The following is a 17,379-nucleotide window of genomic DNA, read 5'->3' as shown; positions in this document are numbered from 1 at the left end:
CCGCCCGGGCGGCCTCTCACGACCCCTGGTGCGCAGCCGTGCCCCGGGGGAGGGCGCCGCGGGCGTGCGTGTGCTTCGGACCGGTGGCGAGCGGGGCCGAGCAGAATCCGCAGCGGTCACCGATCAGTTGGATGCCGCACCAGGAGCACACCTCTCGCCGTACGGACGAAACCAGTTGATGGAGAACGGAGATGTCCGGGAGGAAGGCGGCGAACTCGATCAGCCTGGCCGTGCCCCACCACCGGGGCGACTCGGCGGGCAGCTGGTGTTCGTGTACGCCGTGGACCTGCCAGGCGGGCGCGAGGGTACCGGTGACCCAGTCCGACTGGAGCTGGCCTCGGGCGAGCACCAGCTGCGTGGCGAAGGCGGGCCCGGTGAGTTCTCCGGTGCCGAGTCTGACCAATTGGGGCTGTGGGGAGGCGAGTACGCCGAACTGGGAGCCCGGCACCCATGACTTGGCGTGGGCCTTCAGGCTCACGGGGACCCGGTCGAGTCTGGCGACCGAGCCGAGCAGGGCGCCGGCGTAGACATAGTGGGCGAGCAGCCGGGCAGCGGAGGCCACGACTCCGGCGCTGAAGTCGCACAGCGACAGCTGGCGCATCTGGCGCACGAGTACGGCGACGCCGAGCGGCGGCAGGTCGAGCTTGAGCAGGGCGATCCGGTCGCTCTCGAGGACGGCGCGAATCGTATGCAGCCGGCGTTCGTGGGCTGCGGGGATGGACGCGGGGTAGAGGGCGATGACGGAGCCGTGCTGCTCCAGCAGCACGGTCATCTCGGCGAGCGCGGCTTCCAGCGGCTGGGCGTCCGGCGGCTGGAGCAGGGCGGCGGTGGGCGTCTGGTGATCCGTCGGCGGTAGCACCAGGTCGGCGCTGGTGACAGCTATTGCGGTCGGCACGCTGACTCCCCGTTCAGCTCCGGACACCGGGGTCCCGGCGCCCGCAGTTACTTCTGCTCCGTGCTCCTGCATCAGCACTCTAACCACGAGTTCCCAGGCAGAGAACACCTTTCAGAACTGAGCGCCTCATCGTGCGCACGCTCCGCACAGGAAAATTCGGATGAAGCGGTCGGGAGTTGACCGCTGTTACACGAGGGTGAATTCGGAGCGGCGCGGTCCGCCCGGCGGCCGGCTCCGCCAGGGGTGACGGGAAGGCCCGTATACCGAACGCCGCCAGAGGTCTTGACAACCTTATTGGTCTGGACCAACTTAACGCCCAGCGGTGGCCACCTGTCCTGGTACTTCCCCGCCACCGTGTCCCCCTACCCCCTTTCCCCACCCCTCCACACCCCCAACTCCCCCACCGGAGGCTGCAAGTGGACCCCACCACACGCGTACGGAGATGGCTCGGCAGCGCCTTGGCGCTCGCCGTCGGCACCGGCCTGACCATCATGGGCACCGCGGGAACCGCACAGGCCGCCGACGTCAACGTCGCGAAGAACGCTGGCTTCGAGTCAGGGCTCGCCAACTGGTCCTGCTCCGCCGGAAGCGGCGCCGCCGTCTCCTCGCCGGTGCACGGCGGAGCGGGCGCACTCAAGGCCACACCGGCCGGCCTGGACAATGCCAGGTGCACACAGACCGTGGCCGTACAGCCCAACGCGACGTACACGCTGAGCGCCTGGGTGCAGGGCGGGTACGCCTATCTCGGCGCGACAGGCACCGGCACCACCGACGTGTCCACCTGGACGCCGGACAGTTCCGGCTGGAAGCAGCTGACCACCAGCTTCCGCACGGGCGCGAGCACCACGTCCGTCACCGTCTACACCCACGGGTGGTACGGCACGTCCCCGTATTTCGTTGACGACGTGTCCGTCTTCGGCCCGGACGGGGGCGGCGGCCCGGACCCCGATCCGGTCGTCCCGGCCACGCCCGCGGGCCTCGCCGTCGGCTCCGTCACCTCGTCGTCCGTCAGCCTGAGCTGGACCGCCGTGACCGGCGCCACCGGCTACAACGTCTACCGCGACGGCACCAAGGTCCAGTCGGCGAGCGGCACTTCGGCCACCGTGACCGGCCTGGCGGCGAACACGTCGTACGGCTTCCAGGTCACCGCGACCAACACGGCGGGCGAGTCCGCCAAGTCCTCGACGGTCACCGGAAGGACCAGCCCCACCGGGCCGAACCCCAACCCGTCCGTGCCCAAGCACGCGCTGACCGGCTACTGGCAGAACTTCAACAACGGCGCCACCGTGCAGAAGCTGCGCGACGTGCAGTCCCAGTACGACATCATCGCCGTGTCGTTCGCCGACTCGACCACCACCCCCGGCCAGATCGTCTTCAACCTCGACCCGGCCGTCGGCTACGCGTCGGTGGCCGACTTCAAGGCGGACATCTCCGCGAAGAAGGCGGCGGGCAAGTCGGTGATCGTCTCGGTCGGCGGCGAGAAGGGAAATGTCACCATCAACAGTGACGCCTCCGCGACCGCCTTCGCGGACAGCGCCTACGCCCTGATGCAGGAGTACGGCTTCAGCGGTGTCGACATCGACCTCGAGCACGGCATCAACTCGACCTACCTGACCAAGGCCCTGCGCCAGCTGTCGGCCAAGGCGGGCTCCGGCATGGTTCTGACGATGGCACCGCAGACCATCGACATGCAGAGCACGAACACGGAGTACTTCAAGACGGCGCTCGCCGTGAAGGACATCCTCACCGTCGTCAACATGCAGTACTACAACAGTGGTTCCATGCTCGGCTGCGACCAGAAGGTCTACTCGCAGGGCTCGGTGGACTTCCTGACGGCGCTCGCCTGCATCCAGCTGGAGGGCGGCCTCGACCCGTCCCAGGTCGGCCTCGGCGTCCCGGCGTCCACGCGCGGCGCGGGCAGCGGATACGTCGACCCGCAGATCGTGAAGAACGCCCTCGACTGCCTGACCCGCGGCACGAACTGCGGTTCCTTCAAGCCGTCGAAGACGTATCCGGGCCTGCGCGGCGCGATGACCTGGTCCACGAACTGGGACGCGACGGCGGGCAACGCCTGGTCCGACGCGGTCGGCCCGCACGTCCACAACCTGCCCTAGTCACCCCCCGTCCGGCACCGGGCCCGTACCGCCGTTCCCCCGGCGGTACGGGCCCGGTCGGCGTCTTCGGGCGTCGCGGCCCCGGCCGGATCCGGACCGGTCACTCACCCATGACCCGGTGGGCGGTTCGCCAGGTAGTGGTGGAGTACGGGGCCCAGCTCGCCGAGCCACTGCGGCAACATCCCCTTGCTGCGGGCGACGACCCGGCACTCGTAGAGCATGCCGCCCCGGTGGGCGACCGCCACCATGAGAACCGCGCCGAACGGGGCCGGCGCGAAGTGGACGGTGGCGATCACCGCCCACGGGAACTCCAGGGTCCGGCCGTTGATCTCCAGGGACACACCCGAGGAGTCGACGATGACGGAGTTGTGTCGGTCGTGGGCAATGAACTCCGGGCCGTCGGCCGGGGGCGCCGCGGGTGGCTGCGGCGCCCCGTACGCGTGGCCGGGGACGGGTATCGGGGGTCCGAAGCCGGGGGGCGCCGCGCCCTGGCTGTGCTGGTGGTGATGGCCGCCGTAGGTCATGGCCACCAGTATCGCCGCCCCGCTCCCGTCGTCCGTGTCAGAAGAAGTCGGACCAGGGCAGGTCCACGATCTGCCTGACCGCCAGGATCAGGAACAGCAGGCCCGCGAGCGCCAGCATCGAGTTGCTCACCGTTCCGTTGCGCCATTCCCGCGGAGTGCGCTCGGAGTTGAGGAGCCAGACCAGCGTCAGCGCCAGGAACGGCATGAAGGCCGCGCCCAGGACTCCGTACGCGATCACCAGGCCGAAGGGCTCGTCCAGCCAGAGCAGGCCCATCGGCGGGAAGGTCAGCCACAGCATGTACGCGCGGAACGGCCATGAGCGCTCGCGGCGGCCCTCGGCGACCTCCGCCACCGCATCCTCGTCGATTCCCTGCCGGGTGCGCTGGATGCGCTCGGCGAAGTCGGCGAAGAGCAGACTCACGCCGTGCCAGACGCCGACGAGGGCCGAGAAGGACGTCGCGCAGAAGCCGATGAGGAAGAGCTTGGCGGTGAAGACCCCGAACCGGTCCTCCAGGACGCCGCCGAGTTCGAGCAGGCCCTTGTCACCGGACGTCAGCGCGATGTTCGAGGCGTGCAGCAGCTCGGCGCCGATGATGAGCATGGCGACGACGAAGACACCGGTGGTCGCGTAGGCGACCCGGTTGTCCAGGCGCATCATCTTCATCCAGGTGGCGTCGGTCCAGCCCTTGGAGTTGATCCAGTAGCCGTACGCCGCCAGGGTGATCGTGCCGCCGACGCCGCCGATGAGGCCCAGGGTGTAGAAGAAGGAGCCGTCCGGCAGGACAGGGGCGAGACCTGCGAACGCGGCGGGCAGGTCGGGCGCGACGCGGACGGCCACGTACACGACGATCAGGAACTTGACGCCGATCAGGACGGTCATCAGCTTCTCGAAGCGCGCGTAGCGGTTGAACCAGACGAGCGCGAGGCCGATGAGGCCTGCGGCGATCGCGAAGGTCTTGAGGCCGCCCGGCGTGTCCGGGAAGAGCGCGACCAGCGGCAGCGCGGTGGACGACATCGCCGTTGCGCCGTAGATGAATCCCCAGACGACGACATAGATCCCGAAGTAGACCGAGGTCCATCCGCCCAGGCTGCGCCAGCCGTCGAACATCGTGCGCCCGGTGGCCAGATGCCAGCGTCCGGTCGCCTCGGCGAGCGAGATCTTGACGATGCAGCCGACGATCGCCGCCCACATGAGCGTGTAGCCGAACTTGCTGCCCGCGATGAGCGTGGCGACCAGGTCGCCCGCGCCGACACCGGTCGCGGCGACGACGATCCCGGGGCCGATGTGTCTCCAACTCGCTTTACGGGTGGTCGGGGAGGCGGATTCGTCGGCGCTGTAGGTGTCGTCGGCGCTGTAGGTGTCGTCGGTGCTGTGATCGGTGGTGTCTGCCATCGCGACCGCCTTCCACTCGTCCCAGGACATGACGTGCGTCACCGGGCCACCAAAGCGGGGGCTGACGTGGTCGCGCAAGAACGCCGACCGCGCCGATTCTCCTCCGTTTTCGTGAAGGAACGGGGGAGCACCGGATCCCGCGGCAAGCGTTCGACGACGAACGGGGCGGTGCTGAGCGCGAGCGCGGACGCGGATCCGTCCGCTTCCGGCCGGCCGGAAGCGGACGGGCACGGCGGCCGGCGGGTGCCCATGCCGGTGCCGACCCGGCTGACCGGCGGTACGCGCCCCGTGGACACCCGATCGGCCGACACTCCGTCACCCGACGGTGCATACCTGGAGGGCACGCTGCCGGCGGGCTCGGCGGCGGACATCGGCCGTAACTGCCCGCCCCGTTCAACGCCGAGCGCCCTGCCGCGGCCGCCTGACCGAAGTGCGCCCTTGACCGGAGCATGCCAGGGCTCGACGATGTCCGCCAACAACCCGCACCACGCATGTCGCAAACTGAGCCATCCCCCACACCTCCCACCCAGGAGACAGCATGCGACTTCGCATTCGCGCGAGCGGACGGAAGGCCGCCACCCTCGCGGCCCTGCTGGCGCTCGCCGTGGCCGTGCCCCTCACGGCCAGTGCCTCGCCGCCGGAATCGACCGACTCGACCGCCCCCGTCGCGGCGGCCGAGACCGATGAGCAGACCAGGCAGTACCAGATCCACGGCCCGTCCACCGTCGCCGCCCGTACCGCCATCGCGGCGACCGGTGTGTCGATCGACGAGGTCGACGACCACACGGTCGTCGTCAGCGCCACCGCCGCACAGGCCAAGCGGCTGCGCGCGCTCGGCCACACCCTGAAGGCGCTTCCCGCTCCACCCGACCGGCGGACCGCCGCGGAGGTCAAGCCGTTCGACTTCCCGTCGGCCGACTCGAGGTACCACAACTACGCCGAGATGACGGCTGAGATCGACCAGCGGATCGCCTCGCGCCCGAACATCATGAGCAAGCGGGTCATCGGCAAGTCGTACCAGGGCCGGGACATCGTCGCCATCAAGGTCAGCGACAACGTGGCGACGGACGAGAACGAGCCCGAGGTCATCTTCACCCACCACCAGCACGCGCGCGAGCACCTCACGGTCGAGATGGCGCTGTATCTGCTGCGTGAGTTCGCAGAGGACTACGGGACCGACTCGCGGATCACCAATGCCGTGAACGGGCGTGAGATCTGGATCGTCCCGGACCTCAACCCGGACGGCGGCGAGTACGACATCGCCACCGGCTCGTACCGCAGCTGGCGCAAGAACCGGCAGCCCAACACCGGTTCGTCGTACGTCGGCACGGACATGAACCGCAACTGGAACTACCGGTGGGGCTGCTGCGGCGGCTCCTCGGGCTCCACGGGCTCCGAGACCTACCGCGGCCGGACCGCCGAGTCCGCACCCGAGGTGAAGGTGGTCGCCGACTTCGTCCGCAGCCGGGTCGTCGGCGGCAAGCAGCAGATCAGGACGGGCATCGACTTCCACACCTACAGCGAGCTGGTGCTGTGGCCCTACGGCTACACGACGGCCAACACCGCCCCGGGCCTGACACAGGACGACCGCGACGCCTTCGCCACCGTGGGCCAGAAGATGGCCGCCAGCAACGGGTACACGCCCGAGCAGTCGAGCGACCTCTACATCACCGACGGGTCGATCGACGACTGGCTGTGGGGCAGCCAGAAGATCTTCGGCTACACCTTCGAGATGTTCCCGACCAGCGTCTACGGCGGCGGCTTCTACCCGCCCGACGAGGTGATCGAGCGCGAGACCAGCCGCAACCGCGACGCGGTGCTCCAGCTGCTGGAGAACTCCGACTGCATGTACCGCTCCATCGGCAAGGAGGCGCAGTACTGCACAGGCTGACGGTCACTCGTCAGTGAGAGGGCGCCCGGAGACTTCCGGGCGCCCTCCCGCGTACGACCGTGCCGGCCGGCCGGCACGCGCTCACCGGCGGTTTGCGTACCGCTCCGCTCACACGGCCAGGCTCAGCCCCGCCGCCACCGCGAATCCCGCGACCGACAGCACCGATTCGAGCACCGTCCAGGACTTCAGGGTGTCGCGCTCGGAGATGCCGAAGTACTTGGAGACGATCCAGAATCCGCCGTCGTTGACGTGCGAGGCGAAGATCGAGCCCGCCGAGATCGCCATGATGAGCAGTGCCAGGAAGGCCTGCGAGTGGCCTGCGTCCTCCACCAGCGGAAGCACGATTCCCGCCGTGGTGACGATCGCCACCGTCGCCGATCCCTGTGCCACCCGCAGCACCAGCGAGATCAGATAGGCAAGGACGATGACGGGCAGACCGACGTCGTTGAAGGTGTCGGAGAGCGCCTGGGCGACACCGCTCGCCTTCAGTACGGCCCCGAAGACCCCGCCCGCGCCGACGACCAGCAGGATGTTGCCCACGGGCTTGAGGGACTGGGTGGACACGGACTCCAGGGACTTGCGGGACCAGCCGCGCCGGACGCCGAGCAGGTAGTACGCCATGAACAGCGCGATGGTCAGCGCGACGAACGGGTTGCCGAAGAACTCGACGACCGAGCGCAGGGTGGAGGGGTCCAGCGCGATGGAGGAGAACGTCGCGGCGAGGATGAGCACCAGCGGCGTACCGATGATGGTGAGGACGGTCACGAGCGAGACCGGCGACTCCTGGGCCGCCCGGCCGGTGGCGGCCTGTTCGGCGGCGACGGCGGCCTTGGCGTCCTCCGCGGCCTCGACCATGTCCTGCGGTACGTCGACGAAGATGCGCCTGCCGATCCAGGCGGCGTAGCCCCACGCGGCGAGGACGGCGGGGATGCCGACCACGATGCCCATGAGGATGACCCAGCCCAGCGAGACGTCGAACAGGCCGGCTGCGGCGACCGGGCCGGGGTGCGGCGGCAGGAAGGCATGGGTCATCGACAGGCCCGCGAGCAGCGGCATCGCGTACAGAAGAATCGATTTTCCGGACCGCTTCGCCGCCGCGTACACGATCGGGGCCAGCACGAAGATGCCGACGTCGAAGAAGACCGGGACTCCGAAGATCAGGCCGGTCAGCCCCATCGCGAGCGGGGCGCGCTTCTCCCCGAAGAGCCCGAGCAGACGGGAGCTCAGTGCCTCGGCGCCGCCGGACACTTCGAGGATCGCGCCGAGCATGGTGCCCAGACCGATGATGATCGCCACGTGCCCGAGGATGCCGCCCATGCCGGATTCGATGACCGAGACGGCGGCGGAGCGCTGGACCGTGCCGAAGAGTTCGGTGACGGAGAGACCGGCGGCGAGGCCGACGGCTATGGAGACCGCGAGCAGCGCGACGAACGGCTGCAGCCGGACCTTGATGATCAGGACGAGAAGCAGGGCGATACCGAGCGCGGCAACGGTCAGCAGACCGGCGGTGCCGTCGATGAGGATGAGCAGTCCGCCGGTGTGGGGCGTGGGTGGTGGGGGCACGTCAGCGGCGAGGAACAAGGGGGCTCTCCGAATCTGGGCGCGGCGGATCGCGGCACGGCGCTGCGGGGACGAGCGCCGTGCCGTGGGGGCGGGCGGACAAGGGAACGATCAGCCGGGCAGAAGGCAGGGTCAGCCGAGGACTGCCAGGGCGTCGATCTCGATGAGCAGGCCGGCGGGCAGGCCGACATAGACCGTGGTGCGGGCGGCGGGGGCCACCGTCAGGTCCTTGAAGTAGTCGTTGTAGATCTCGTTCATCTCGGCGAAGTGGTCGACGTCCGTGAGGTAGACGCGGATCATCATCACGTCGTCCCAGCTCGCGCCGCCCTCCTTGAGGACGGACTCGACGTTGGCGAGGGTCTGCAGGGTCTGCTCGCGCAGGGTGGGACCGGCCGGGGTCGGCGCCCGGCCCTCGACGGCCGGCAGGAAGCCGACCTGCCCGGCGACCTGGAGGATGTTGCCCTTGCGCACTCCGTGGGAGAACTTCGCGGGCGGCGCGGTGTGGGTGCTGGGGGTGATCGCGGTCTTCTCGGTCATGCGGTGTCCTTGCCTGGGGCTGCTACTGGGGGGATACGGATCCTGAGTACTCCCGGCTGACCGCGTCGGCGGTACGGCGCACCAGCGGGAGGAGGGCGAGGAGTTCTTCGGCGGTGACGACGACATTCGGCGCCGAGACCGACATGGCGGCGACGGCCCGGCCGTCCGCACCGCGGATGGGTGCGGCGATGCAGTTGATGGACTCCTCGTGGCCGCCGAGGTCGGTGGCCCATCCCTGTTCGCGTACGACGGCGAGCTCCTTGAGGAAGGCCGCGGCGCCGGGGGTCGAACGGGATGTGTACATGGGGTAGTCGAGCTTCTCGGCGAGGGCCCGCCGCTCGGGCTCGGGCAGGTCGGCGAGCAGCAGTTTGGCGACGGCCGCGACGGTGATCGCGACCGGCTTGCCGATCCGCGAGTACATCCGGACCGGGTAGCGGCTCTCGACCTTGTCGATGTAGAGGACGTCGCTCTCCTCGTACACGGCGAGGTGGATCGTGTGTCCGGTCTGCTCGTTGAGCGCGACGAGATGCGGATGGGCGATCTCGCGTACGTCGAGGTTCTCGACGGCTTCCTGCGCCAGCGCGAAGAGGCGGGCGCCGAGGCGGTAGCGCTGGTCCTGCTGGCGGTAGACGAGGCCGTGCTCGTGGAGTGTGCGCAGCAGGCGCAGTGCGGTGGACTTGTGCACACCGAGGCGTTCGGCCACCTGCCCGAGGTCGGCGGGCCCCTGCGCGAGCAGCGGCAGGATGCTCAGCGCGCGATCGACGGTCTGGCTCATGCGGTACGTACCTCCTCATCCGCGGCTGCCGACCAGCCGGGGCCGAGGTGAAGTGTCTCCCAGGCACCGTCGTCCAGGTCGGCCAGCCGGTCGGCGTGTGCGCGGGAGGGGGGCGCTGCGAGGTCGCCGGGGACGGTGAGGGTGGCGGCGGCCATGAGATGCCCGTGCCGCAGCCGGTGATGCACGCTCAGCCCGCGCAGGGTGGCGGACAGGAACCCGGCGGCGAAGGCGTCACCGGCACCGACGGCCGCGACGACCTCCACGCGCGGGGCGGGAACGTGGGTGACGGTGTCGGGGGCGATTCCTGAACGGCCCCCCGACGTCGGAGGCAGCACGAGGGTAGACGCGGAGCGGGCGAACACGGTCGCCCCCCGCGCCCCCTGCTTCACCACCAGCACCTCCGGCTCCGGCAACGCGGCCCTGATCGACGGCGCACCCCGCAGCCCCCATGCCTCCTCCGCCTCGTCCTCCCCCACGAACACGATGTCCGCGCCGCGCGCGAGGTCCAGCAGCACACCGGCACCGGACGGCGCGCGCCACAGCCCGGGCCGGTGGTTCACATCGAACGACACCGGCGGACGGCCCGTCCGCCGTGCGGTGAGGTGGCGCATCAGGGCGAGACAGTCGCCGGAGAGCGCGGCGGTGATCCCGGACAGGTGCAGAATCCTGCCGGACCGTACGGCTTCTGTCGGCACGGTCGACAAGGACATCGCGGAGGCAGCGGACCCGGCGCGGTAGTACAGGACTTCGTGCGACCCGGTCGCGCGGTCGGTCGCCGTACGGAAGTAGATGCCCGTGGGGCGCTCCGGGTCGCGCTCGACGGCCGAGGTGTCGACTCCGTACGCCGCGATCGCCGCCACCAGGTGCTCGCCGAAGCCGTCCGCGCCGACCCGGCCGACCCACCTGGTCCGATGCCCGGCCGCGGCCAGAGCGCACGCGACATTGGACTCGGCGCCGCCGATGCCGCGGACGAAGGACGGCACGTCGGCGAGGCGTCCCCCCTGCGTGGGCAGGAACGTGACCATGGACTCGCCGAGACAGACGACGTCCACGGGTCCGTGCACGGTCGCGGTCATGTTCGCGGGGGCTCCTCGCTCGTCGGGCACGGGCCACCATTGACCCGGTGTCGGCTCGGATGTTAGACAGCCATAAGCGATATACGCAATGGGCGTTGCATATAGTGCAACCCTTTATGAAGGAGGCCCTCATGCCCGCCGACCACGCCGGCAACGCCGACACCGCCGTCGAGCGGCTCGCGCAGCTGGCGAGCGAACGCGTCGACCACCGCTTCAAGGCACTCCCGCCCGACGCCGAAGGGCTCACCGTCGGCGAACTCGCCGCCGACCGCCGCAACCTTTTCACCGGCGGCTTCACCACCCCCGTCCTCGCCCTGTCCGCCGAGTCCCTCGAACACAATCTGGCACTCCTGGAGACCTACTCCGAGCGCCACGGCCTCGCTTTCGCCCCGCACGGCAAGACCTCCATGTCACCGCAGCTCTTCGAGCGCCAACTGGCGTACGGCGCTTGGGGCATCACCGCCGCCGTACCGCACCAGGCCCGCGTCTGCCGCGCGCACGGGATCCAGCGGATCTTCCTCGCCAACGAGGTCGTGGACGCTGCCGCCCTGCGCTGGCTGGCGGGCGAGCTGGACGCCGATCCGGACTTCCGCTTCATCTGTTACGTCGACTCCGTGCGCGGCGTCGAGCTCATGGACGAGGCCCTGCGGGGCACCTCCCGCCCCGTCGAGGTCGTCATCGAACTGGGGGCGGGCGAGGGCGCCCGCACCGGGGTGCGCACCGAGGCCGGATGCGCGGCCGTCGCCGACGCGGTCGCCGCCACCGCGACGCTCCGGCTGGTCGGCGTCGCCGGTTACGAGGGCGAGGTCCCGCAGGCCGACGGGGACCGGGTACGTGCCTGGGTACGCCGGCTGACCGCGCTGGCCGCCGACTTCGACAAGGCCGGACGCTTCGACGGCACCGCGGAGATCGTGATCAGCGCGGGCGGAAGTGCCTGGTTCGACGCGGTCGCCGATGTGTTCGGGGAGATCCCCGAACTGTCCCGCCCCGTCCTGAAGCTGCTGCGCTCCGGCGCGTACGTCTCGCACGACGACGGCCACTACCGCCACCTCACCCCCTTCAACCGCCTCCCGGACGAGGGCGCACTGCACCCGGCGTTCCGGCTGTGGGCCCAGGTCGTCTCGCGCCCCACCCCCGACCAGGCGTTCGTCAACGCGGGCAAGCGGGACGCCGCGTACGACCTGGATCTGCCCGAGGCGCAGGTCGTCCGCGACGGCCGCACCGGCGAGATCCGCCCGGCGGACGGCATCTCGGTGAGCGGGCTCTCCGACCAGCACGGCTGGGTCCGCACCACTGCGGAGGCGGACCTGGAGGTGGGCGACTGGCTGGGGATGGGCCTGTCCCACCCGTGCACGTCGTTCGACAAGTGGCAGCTGATTCCGCTGGTCGAGGCGGACGGCGCGGTCGTCGACTACATCCGCACGTTCTTCTGACCCGTGCGGGGTGCGTTTCCCCCGCCCCTCCCCCTGCGCCCTGGCGGGCGTGGGGGACGCCGACTTCCCGTGACCGGGGTCTCTGCCCCCGGACCCCCGCGCCTCAAAACTCCCCCCATGCCCTGCGGGCGAGGGAGGTGCTCCCCCAGCGAGGCTGAAGCCGCCGGTCAACTCCAGCCCCGTCCGGGGGAGATCGAGGGCACGGCCGAAGGCCGTACGGGTTTCCGGGGCCTGCCCCGGTTACGGGAAGGGCCGGGCCGGGGAGGACCACCCCCGCCGAAAGGTGGCCCCACCATGGATCTCGTCATCCGCGACGCCCGCCTCATCGACGGCAGTGGCAGCCCGTCGTACCGCGCCGACGTCCGCATCCGCGACGGCCGCATCGCCGCGATACGCCGTGAAGGCGACCCCGCCCTCTCCGGGGCGCGTACCCTCGACGCGCACGGCCTCGCGCTCTCGCCCGGCTTCATCGACATGCACGCCCACAGCGACCTCGCCCTGCTGCGCGACCCGGACCATTGCGCGAAGGCTGCCCAGGGCGTCACCCTCGAAGTGCTGGGTCAGGACGGGCTGTCGTACGCACCCGTCGACGACGCCACGCTCGCCGAGGTCCGCACGGCGATCACCGGCTGGAACGGCGACGGCTCGGACATCGACTTCGACTGGCGCACCGTCGGCGAGTACCTGGACCGTCTGGACCGTGGCATCGCCGTCAACGCGGCGTACCTGATCCCTCAAGGCACGGTCCGGATGTACGCGGTCGGCTGGGACGACCGTCCGGCGACAGACGCCGAGCTCGCGCGGATGAAGCAGCTCGTCGCCGATGGCATGGAGCAAGGCGCGGTCGGCCTGTCGTCGGGCCTGACCTACACGCCCGGAATGTACGCGGACAACGCCGAACTGACCGAGCTGTGCCGGGTGGTGGCGCGCTTCGACGGCTACTACTGCCCGCATCACCGCTCCTACGGCGCCGGCGCGCTCGAGGCCTACGAAGAGATGGTCTCCCTCACCCGCGCGGCCGGCTGCGCGCTCCATCTCGCCCACGCCACCATGAACTTCGGCGTGAACAAGGGCCGTGCGCCCGAGCTGCTCGCCCTGCTCGACGATGCGCTCGACGCCGGCGCGGACATCTCCCTCGACACCTATCCGTACACCCCCGGCTGCACCACACTGGCCGCGATGCTGCCGAGCTGGGCGAACGAGGGCGGCCCGGACGCGGTGCTCGCGCGGCTGCACGACGATGCCACCGCCGAGAGGATTCGCCACCACCTGGAGGAGACCGGCTCGGACGGCTGCCACGGCGTACCGATCGAGTGGGACACCATCGAGATCTCGGGCGTGAGCGGGGCCGGGCTCGCCGGCTACGTGGGCCGTACGGTCGCCGAGTCGGCGACCGTACGCGGCGAGGCCCCCTGGGCCACCGCCCGCAGACTGCTGATCGAGGACCGCCTCGGCCCGACGATCCTGCAGCACGTCGGCCACGAGGAGAACGTCCGCCGGATCATGCGCCACCGCGTGCACACCGGCGGCAGTGACGGAATCCTCCAGGGCGACAAACCGCATCCGCGCGCCTACGGCACGTTCCCGCACTATCTCGGCCGGTACGCAAGGGAACTGGGCATTCTCTCGCTGGAGGAGACGGTCGCCCATCTCACCGGACGCCCGGCCGCCCGGCTGCGGCTGCCCGACCGCGGCCTGGTCCGTGAGGGCTACCGCGCCGACCTGGTCCTGTTCGACCCGGACACGGTGGCTGCGGGCTCCACGTTCGACACACCGCGCACGCTGCCGGTGGGCATCCCGCATGTGCTGATCGACGGCCGGTTCGTCATCGAGGACGGCGTGCGCACCGACGTGCTGGCAGGCCGCTCCGTCCGGCGCGGTACCGCCCGGCCCCCTCGCGCCTAGGCCCTGACCGGGCGATCTTCGAGGATCAGCCTGCGGCGTCGGATGCGTGGGGCCTCCCCAGGCCGCCAGGGCCGAGGCATGGGGCCTCCCCAGGCCGCCAGGGCCGAGGCATGGGGCCTCCCCAGGCCGCCAGGGCCGAGGGGACGCATCGCAAGGCGTTTGGGGCACCGCCCGGCCGGAGGCCGGGGGAGATCGCCCGCGTACCGGACGTACTCGGGCGACTGGGACAACACAGCGGGGTGCCGCAGCTGCCGCCGCGGGCCCGACAAGATCGCCCGGACAGGGCCTAATTCACCCCGCGCGGGCGGAACTGGATGCTGATGCGCGGGCCCACAGGGCGCGCCGTCTTGGGGACGGCGTGCTCCCAGGTCCGCTGGCAGGAGCCGCCCATCACGATGAGATCGCCGTGCCCGAGCGGCCGGCGCACCGTGGCCCCGCCGCCGTGTCCCGGCCGCAGCACCAGATCGCGCGGGGCGCCGACGGACAGGATCGCAACCATGGTGTCCTCCCGCGCACCCCGTCCGATCCTGTCCCCGTGCCAGGCAACGCTGTCGTGACCGTCGCGGTAGAAGCACAGCCCGGCCGTGCGGAACGGCTCACCGAGCTCGTCGGCGTAGTGCCGCGACAGGGCGGCGCGGGCCCGGTCGAGGACCGGATGCGGCAGGGGATCGTCCTCCCCGTAGTAGGCGAGCAGCCGGGGCACGGCCACCTCCCGCTCGTACATCCGGCGCCGCTCGGCCCGCCAGGGCACGGTGTCCACGAGTTCGTCGAACAGTGCGTCCGCCCCTTCGAGCCAGCCCGCCAGTCCATCGATCCAGGCCCCGTCGCCGAGGACGGTCCGGCGCACTCCGTCGAGCGGGCCGAGGATGATCTCGTCGGTCTGGTCGAAGAGCGAACCCTGCAGATGCACTGCCATGTCCTCCACCCTACCCCCGAAACCGAACATATGAGCTATTCGGCTCGCGCGGCGCCCCGTACGGCGGCCGCGAGGACATCGAAGAGACCGTTGGGGTCCGACTTTCGGTGTGATCCGTTACCGGCCTTCGCTTCCCGCGTTGAACGGGGAGTGAAGGCCGCAAACCCTGCGGCCGACCTGTCGTCTTGCAAGGAGAAGTTGATGTCGCGTATCGCGAAGGCAGCCGCTGTTCTCGCCGGGTCTGGTGCTCTGATCGCCGGCGGCGCCGGCATGGCCGCAGCCGACGCCGGCGCGGACGGTGCCGCTGCCAACTCCCCCGGTGTCGCCTCGGGCAACGTCCTCCAGGTGCCGGTCCACGTGCCGGTCAACGTCTGCGGCAACACCGTGAACGTGATCGCCCTGCTGAACCCGGCCTTCGGCAACGTCTGCTCGAACGCCTAGTCCGGCCACTGCACCAGGGCGGCTGAGTACCAGCATCCCGGAACACTGCGGCCTCCCCTTCACCACCGGGGGAGGCCGCAGTCATGTCCGGCCCGGTACCGGCGTCCCGCCGGCCCCTCAGGACGACTTCCTCCCGCGGGGCCGCGGTTCACCCGACCGTCGAGCCGCACCGGGAGGGTGACGGGCTCGAAAGACCGTTCCGCCTGTCCCCCACCGCCCGACCCGAGCAGTGACTTCACCGACGGGCGCGCGTTGGCGGTCGTATGGCAAGGACTTCCACGCCTGCTCGATGGCAGCGCGTCCAGACGGGAACGGCCCCGGCCCCGGCGGCCGCACCGCCCGGCACCAGCCCGATCTACGAACAGCTGGCGCGGGAGTGGGCGGCAGCAGGCCGTACCCTGCCCGGCCGGCCGGACGCCGAGTGGACCCGGCTCACCCTGTACCCTCCTCCCCCTGCGGACGGGGCCGAGACCACACCCGTTCCCCCGCAGCCACGCCGGGGCTGGCTCTACGACCGGCATACGGCCTGATCTCCCTGGCCGCCGGGGGGCACGGCCCAGCAGGCGCCCGGCGGGACAGGTGTCCTCGCGTTTCCCTTGCGACTACAGCTCGTTACCCCTCACGACGGCGGAGAGCACCGCCGGGGAAAGGGATTCGAAACCATGAAGTACTCGAGGGCCGCAGCCGTCATCGCCGGTTCCGTCGTGGCGATGGGGGCGGCCTCGCCCGCTTTCGCCGCCGACACCACGCGCATGCCTGCCATGAGTCTCAACGGTGGTCTCGACCGGGCTCTGGCCTCGGCCCCCGATCCAAGCCTGGGCGACGCGGAATCGACGGTCGGCTCGGTCGCCTCCACGGCCACCGGGCTGAACAACGTCAAGGGCAAGGCTCCGGAGCAGCTGCTCAAGACGGCAGCGTCGGCCACCCCGATGCTGGGCGGTGTCTCGCTCGGCGGCGCCGGCTGATGTCGCAGTCCGCGAAGGGCCCCGGCGGCCGGACGGCCGCCGGGGCCCTTCGCTGTGCTCCTGAACGGGCGGCCGTTCAGCCTGTGGCGGTCCAGAAGTCCCACCACCGGGTCAGGATCAGCATGCCGATGATGCCGATCCACACCACCGGCGGCGCCCAGTGGAACTCCAGCAGCGCCCGGCGCAGTCCTTCGGGAACCCTGATGATGCGGTGCTCGATGTTGTGCAGGGTGATGTAGCAGAACATCACGATCGTGGCGACCCATGCCAGGGAGCACCACAGGCACAACGCGTTGATCTCGTACAGCGACTGGTACTGCAGCCAGCTGCAGAAACCCACCCCGAAGAGGGTGCCGGCGTTCAGCCCGAGCCAGTACCAGCGCCGGTGGGCCGCGCCGGCCAGCAGGCCGGACCCGATGGCGATCACCGCCCCGTACGCCACCAGGCCCAGCATCGGATTGGGGAACCCGAAGACCGACGCCTGTTCGCTCTTCATGATGTTGCCGCAGGAGACGACCGGGTTCAGACTGCACCCCGGCGTGAACGACGGGTCCTCGAGCAGCTTGAACTTGTCGATCGTGATCACCCACGCCGCGAGCAGTCCCGCCGCGCCCGTGATCACGAGAAGCCAGGCGAATCCTGGGGTGCCGCCGATTGCTTCGCCGCCCGGCCCCCGCTCCCTGCCCTTCCTGGCGGCCCGCCGCCTTCCTCGCTGTTCGACGGACAGACGTCCGGTCGTCGTGATTGTCATATTTCTTTCACCACTCGAATAGCGTGCTGGATTCACTTATTGTGCCTCAATTGGCGCAGCAATCAGGCCGGGAAATCCAATTCACGCAAGCGCCACAGGGCAGCATTCGAGTGAATGTACGGAACCGGACATGCGGGGAGGCGGTTGACCAGGCTGTTCCACGATCGGGCGTTCACAGCAAAAAGCGACAAGTGATCGAGAAG

16 protein-coding genes are annotated in these 17,379 nt (G+C 70.2%); 7 read left to right on the top strand and 9 right to left on the bottom strand.

Translation table 11 applies throughout. From position 1 onward, the window contains the following. Positions 1-16 precede the first annotated feature (16 nt). Positions 17-895 carry a hypothetical protein gene (locus tag ABZ208_RS18395; RefSeq protein ID WP_356910500.1) on the bottom strand — a complete coding sequence of 293 codons (879 nt, stop codon included), beginning with the start codon at positions 893-895 and terminating at the stop codon, positions 17-19. Positions 896-1,311: 416 nt separating this feature from the next. On the opposite strand from ABZ208_RS18395, the gene ABZ208_RS18390 reads away from it, so the two are divergent. Continuing rightward, a complete protein-coding gene (locus ABZ208_RS18390) occupies positions 1,312-3,009 on the top strand; it encodes a glycoside hydrolase family 18 protein (protein ID WP_356910499.1) in 1,698 nt (565 codons plus the stop codon). 104 nt (positions 3,010-3,113) lie between these two features. Here the strand turns inward: ABZ208_RS18390 and ABZ208_RS18385 are convergent, their stop codons facing one another. Both ABZ208_RS18385 and ABZ208_RS18380 read right to left on the bottom strand, forming a co-directional pair. Next, positions 3,114-3,533 carry a hypothetical protein gene (locus ABZ208_RS18385; RefSeq protein WP_356910498.1) on the bottom strand — a complete coding sequence of 140 codons (420 nt, stop codon included), beginning with the start codon at positions 3,531-3,533 and terminating at the stop codon, positions 3,114-3,116. A 37-nt stretch (positions 3,534-3,570) separates the two neighbouring features. Then, the gene (locus tag ABZ208_RS18380) at positions 3,571-4,926 is read right to left on the bottom strand and encodes an Nramp family divalent metal transporter (RefSeq protein ID WP_356910497.1); all 1,356 of its coding nucleotides are present in this window, start codon (positions 4,924-4,926) and stop codon (positions 3,571-3,573) included. 538 nt (positions 4,927-5,464) lie between these two features. Here ABZ208_RS18380 and ABZ208_RS18375 point away from each other — a divergent pair. Continuing rightward, the gene (locus tag ABZ208_RS18375; RefSeq protein WP_356910496.1) at positions 5,465-6,817 is read left to right on the top strand and encodes a M14 family metallopeptidase; all 1,353 of its coding nucleotides are present in this window, start codon (positions 5,465-5,467) and stop codon (positions 6,815-6,817) included. A 108-nt stretch (positions 6,818-6,925) separates the two neighbouring features. On the opposite strand, the gene ABZ208_RS18370 is transcribed toward ABZ208_RS18375, so the two are convergent. The 4 genes from ABZ208_RS18370 to ABZ208_RS18355 form a co-directional block, all read right to left on the bottom strand. Further along, positions 6,926-8,398, bottom strand: coding sequence for a gluconate:H+ symporter (locus ABZ208_RS18370; RefSeq protein WP_356910495.1), 1,473 nt, complete (start codon positions 8,396-8,398; stop codon positions 6,926-6,928). Between the two features lie 111 nt (positions 8,399-8,509). Next, positions 8,510-8,914, bottom strand: a complete 405-nt coding sequence (locus ABZ208_RS18365) for a RidA family protein (RefSeq protein ID WP_356910494.1) — start codon at positions 8,912-8,914, stop codon at positions 8,510-8,512. A 22-nt stretch (positions 8,915-8,936) separates the two neighbouring features. Next, positions 8,937-9,689, bottom strand: coding sequence for an IclR family transcriptional regulator (locus tag ABZ208_RS18360; RefSeq protein ID WP_356910493.1), 753 nt, complete (start codon positions 9,687-9,689; stop codon positions 8,937-8,939). After that, entirely contained in the window at positions 9,686-10,765 is a 1,080-nt protein-coding gene (locus ABZ208_RS18355; RefSeq protein ID WP_356910492.1) for a sugar kinase, read from the bottom strand. Before ABZ208_RS18355 ends, ABZ208_RS18360 begins: the two co-directional genes overlap by 4 nt. A 131-nt stretch (positions 10,766-10,896) precedes the next feature. Between ABZ208_RS18355 and ABZ208_RS18350 the strand changes: the two genes are divergently transcribed. Both ABZ208_RS18350 and ABZ208_RS18345 read left to right on the top strand, forming a co-directional pair. Then, positions 10,897-12,198 (top strand): amino acid deaminase, encoded by a 1,302-nt coding sequence (locus ABZ208_RS18350; protein ID WP_356910491.1) that lies wholly within the window; start codon positions 10,897-10,899, stop codon positions 12,196-12,198. A gap of 294 nt (positions 12,199-12,492) precedes the next feature. Then, complete coding sequence (locus ABZ208_RS18345) at positions 12,493-14,103, top strand: D-aminoacylase (RefSeq protein ID WP_356910490.1); 1,611 nt, start codon at positions 12,493-12,495, stop codon at positions 14,101-14,103. A 286-nt stretch (positions 14,104-14,389) separates the two neighbouring features. Here ABZ208_RS18345 and ABZ208_RS18340 read toward each other — a convergent pair whose 3' ends face one another. Beyond that, entirely contained in the window at positions 14,390-15,019 is a 630-nt protein-coding gene (locus tag ABZ208_RS18340; protein WP_356910489.1) for an alpha-ketoglutarate-dependent dioxygenase AlkB, read from the bottom strand. Between the two features lie 201 nt (positions 15,020-15,220). Here ABZ208_RS18340 and ABZ208_RS18335 point away from each other — a divergent pair, with 201 nt between their 5' ends. From ABZ208_RS18335 to ABZ208_RS18325, 3 genes are all read left to right on the top strand, one after another. Further along, a complete protein-coding gene (locus tag ABZ208_RS18335) occupies positions 15,221-15,460 on the top strand; it encodes a chaplin (protein WP_356910488.1) in 240 nt (79 codons plus the stop codon). 263 nt (positions 15,461-15,723) lie between these two features. Then, entirely contained in the window at positions 15,724-15,990 is a 267-nt protein-coding gene (locus ABZ208_RS18330) for a hypothetical protein (RefSeq protein WP_356910487.1), read from the top strand. Positions 15,991-16,122: 132 nt separating this feature from the next. Next, the gene (locus ABZ208_RS18325; RefSeq protein ID WP_356910486.1) at positions 16,123-16,425 is read left to right on the top strand and encodes a hypothetical protein; all 303 of its coding nucleotides are present in this window, start codon (positions 16,123-16,125) and stop codon (positions 16,423-16,425) included. Between the two features lie 76 nt (positions 16,426-16,501). Here ABZ208_RS18325 and ABZ208_RS18320 read toward each other — a convergent pair whose 3' ends face one another. Next, positions 16,502-17,176, bottom strand: coding sequence for a vitamin K epoxide reductase family protein (locus tag ABZ208_RS18320; protein ID WP_356910485.1), 675 nt, complete (start codon positions 17,174-17,176; stop codon positions 16,502-16,504). Positions 17,177-17,379 lie beyond the last annotated feature (203 nt).

The organism is Streptomyces sp. NPDC006208 (genome assembly GCF_040613775.1).
GTDB lineage: Bacteria > Actinomycetota > Actinomycetes > Streptomycetales > Streptomycetaceae > Streptomyces.
This window is presented reverse-complemented; position numbering and strand designations above follow the sequence as displayed.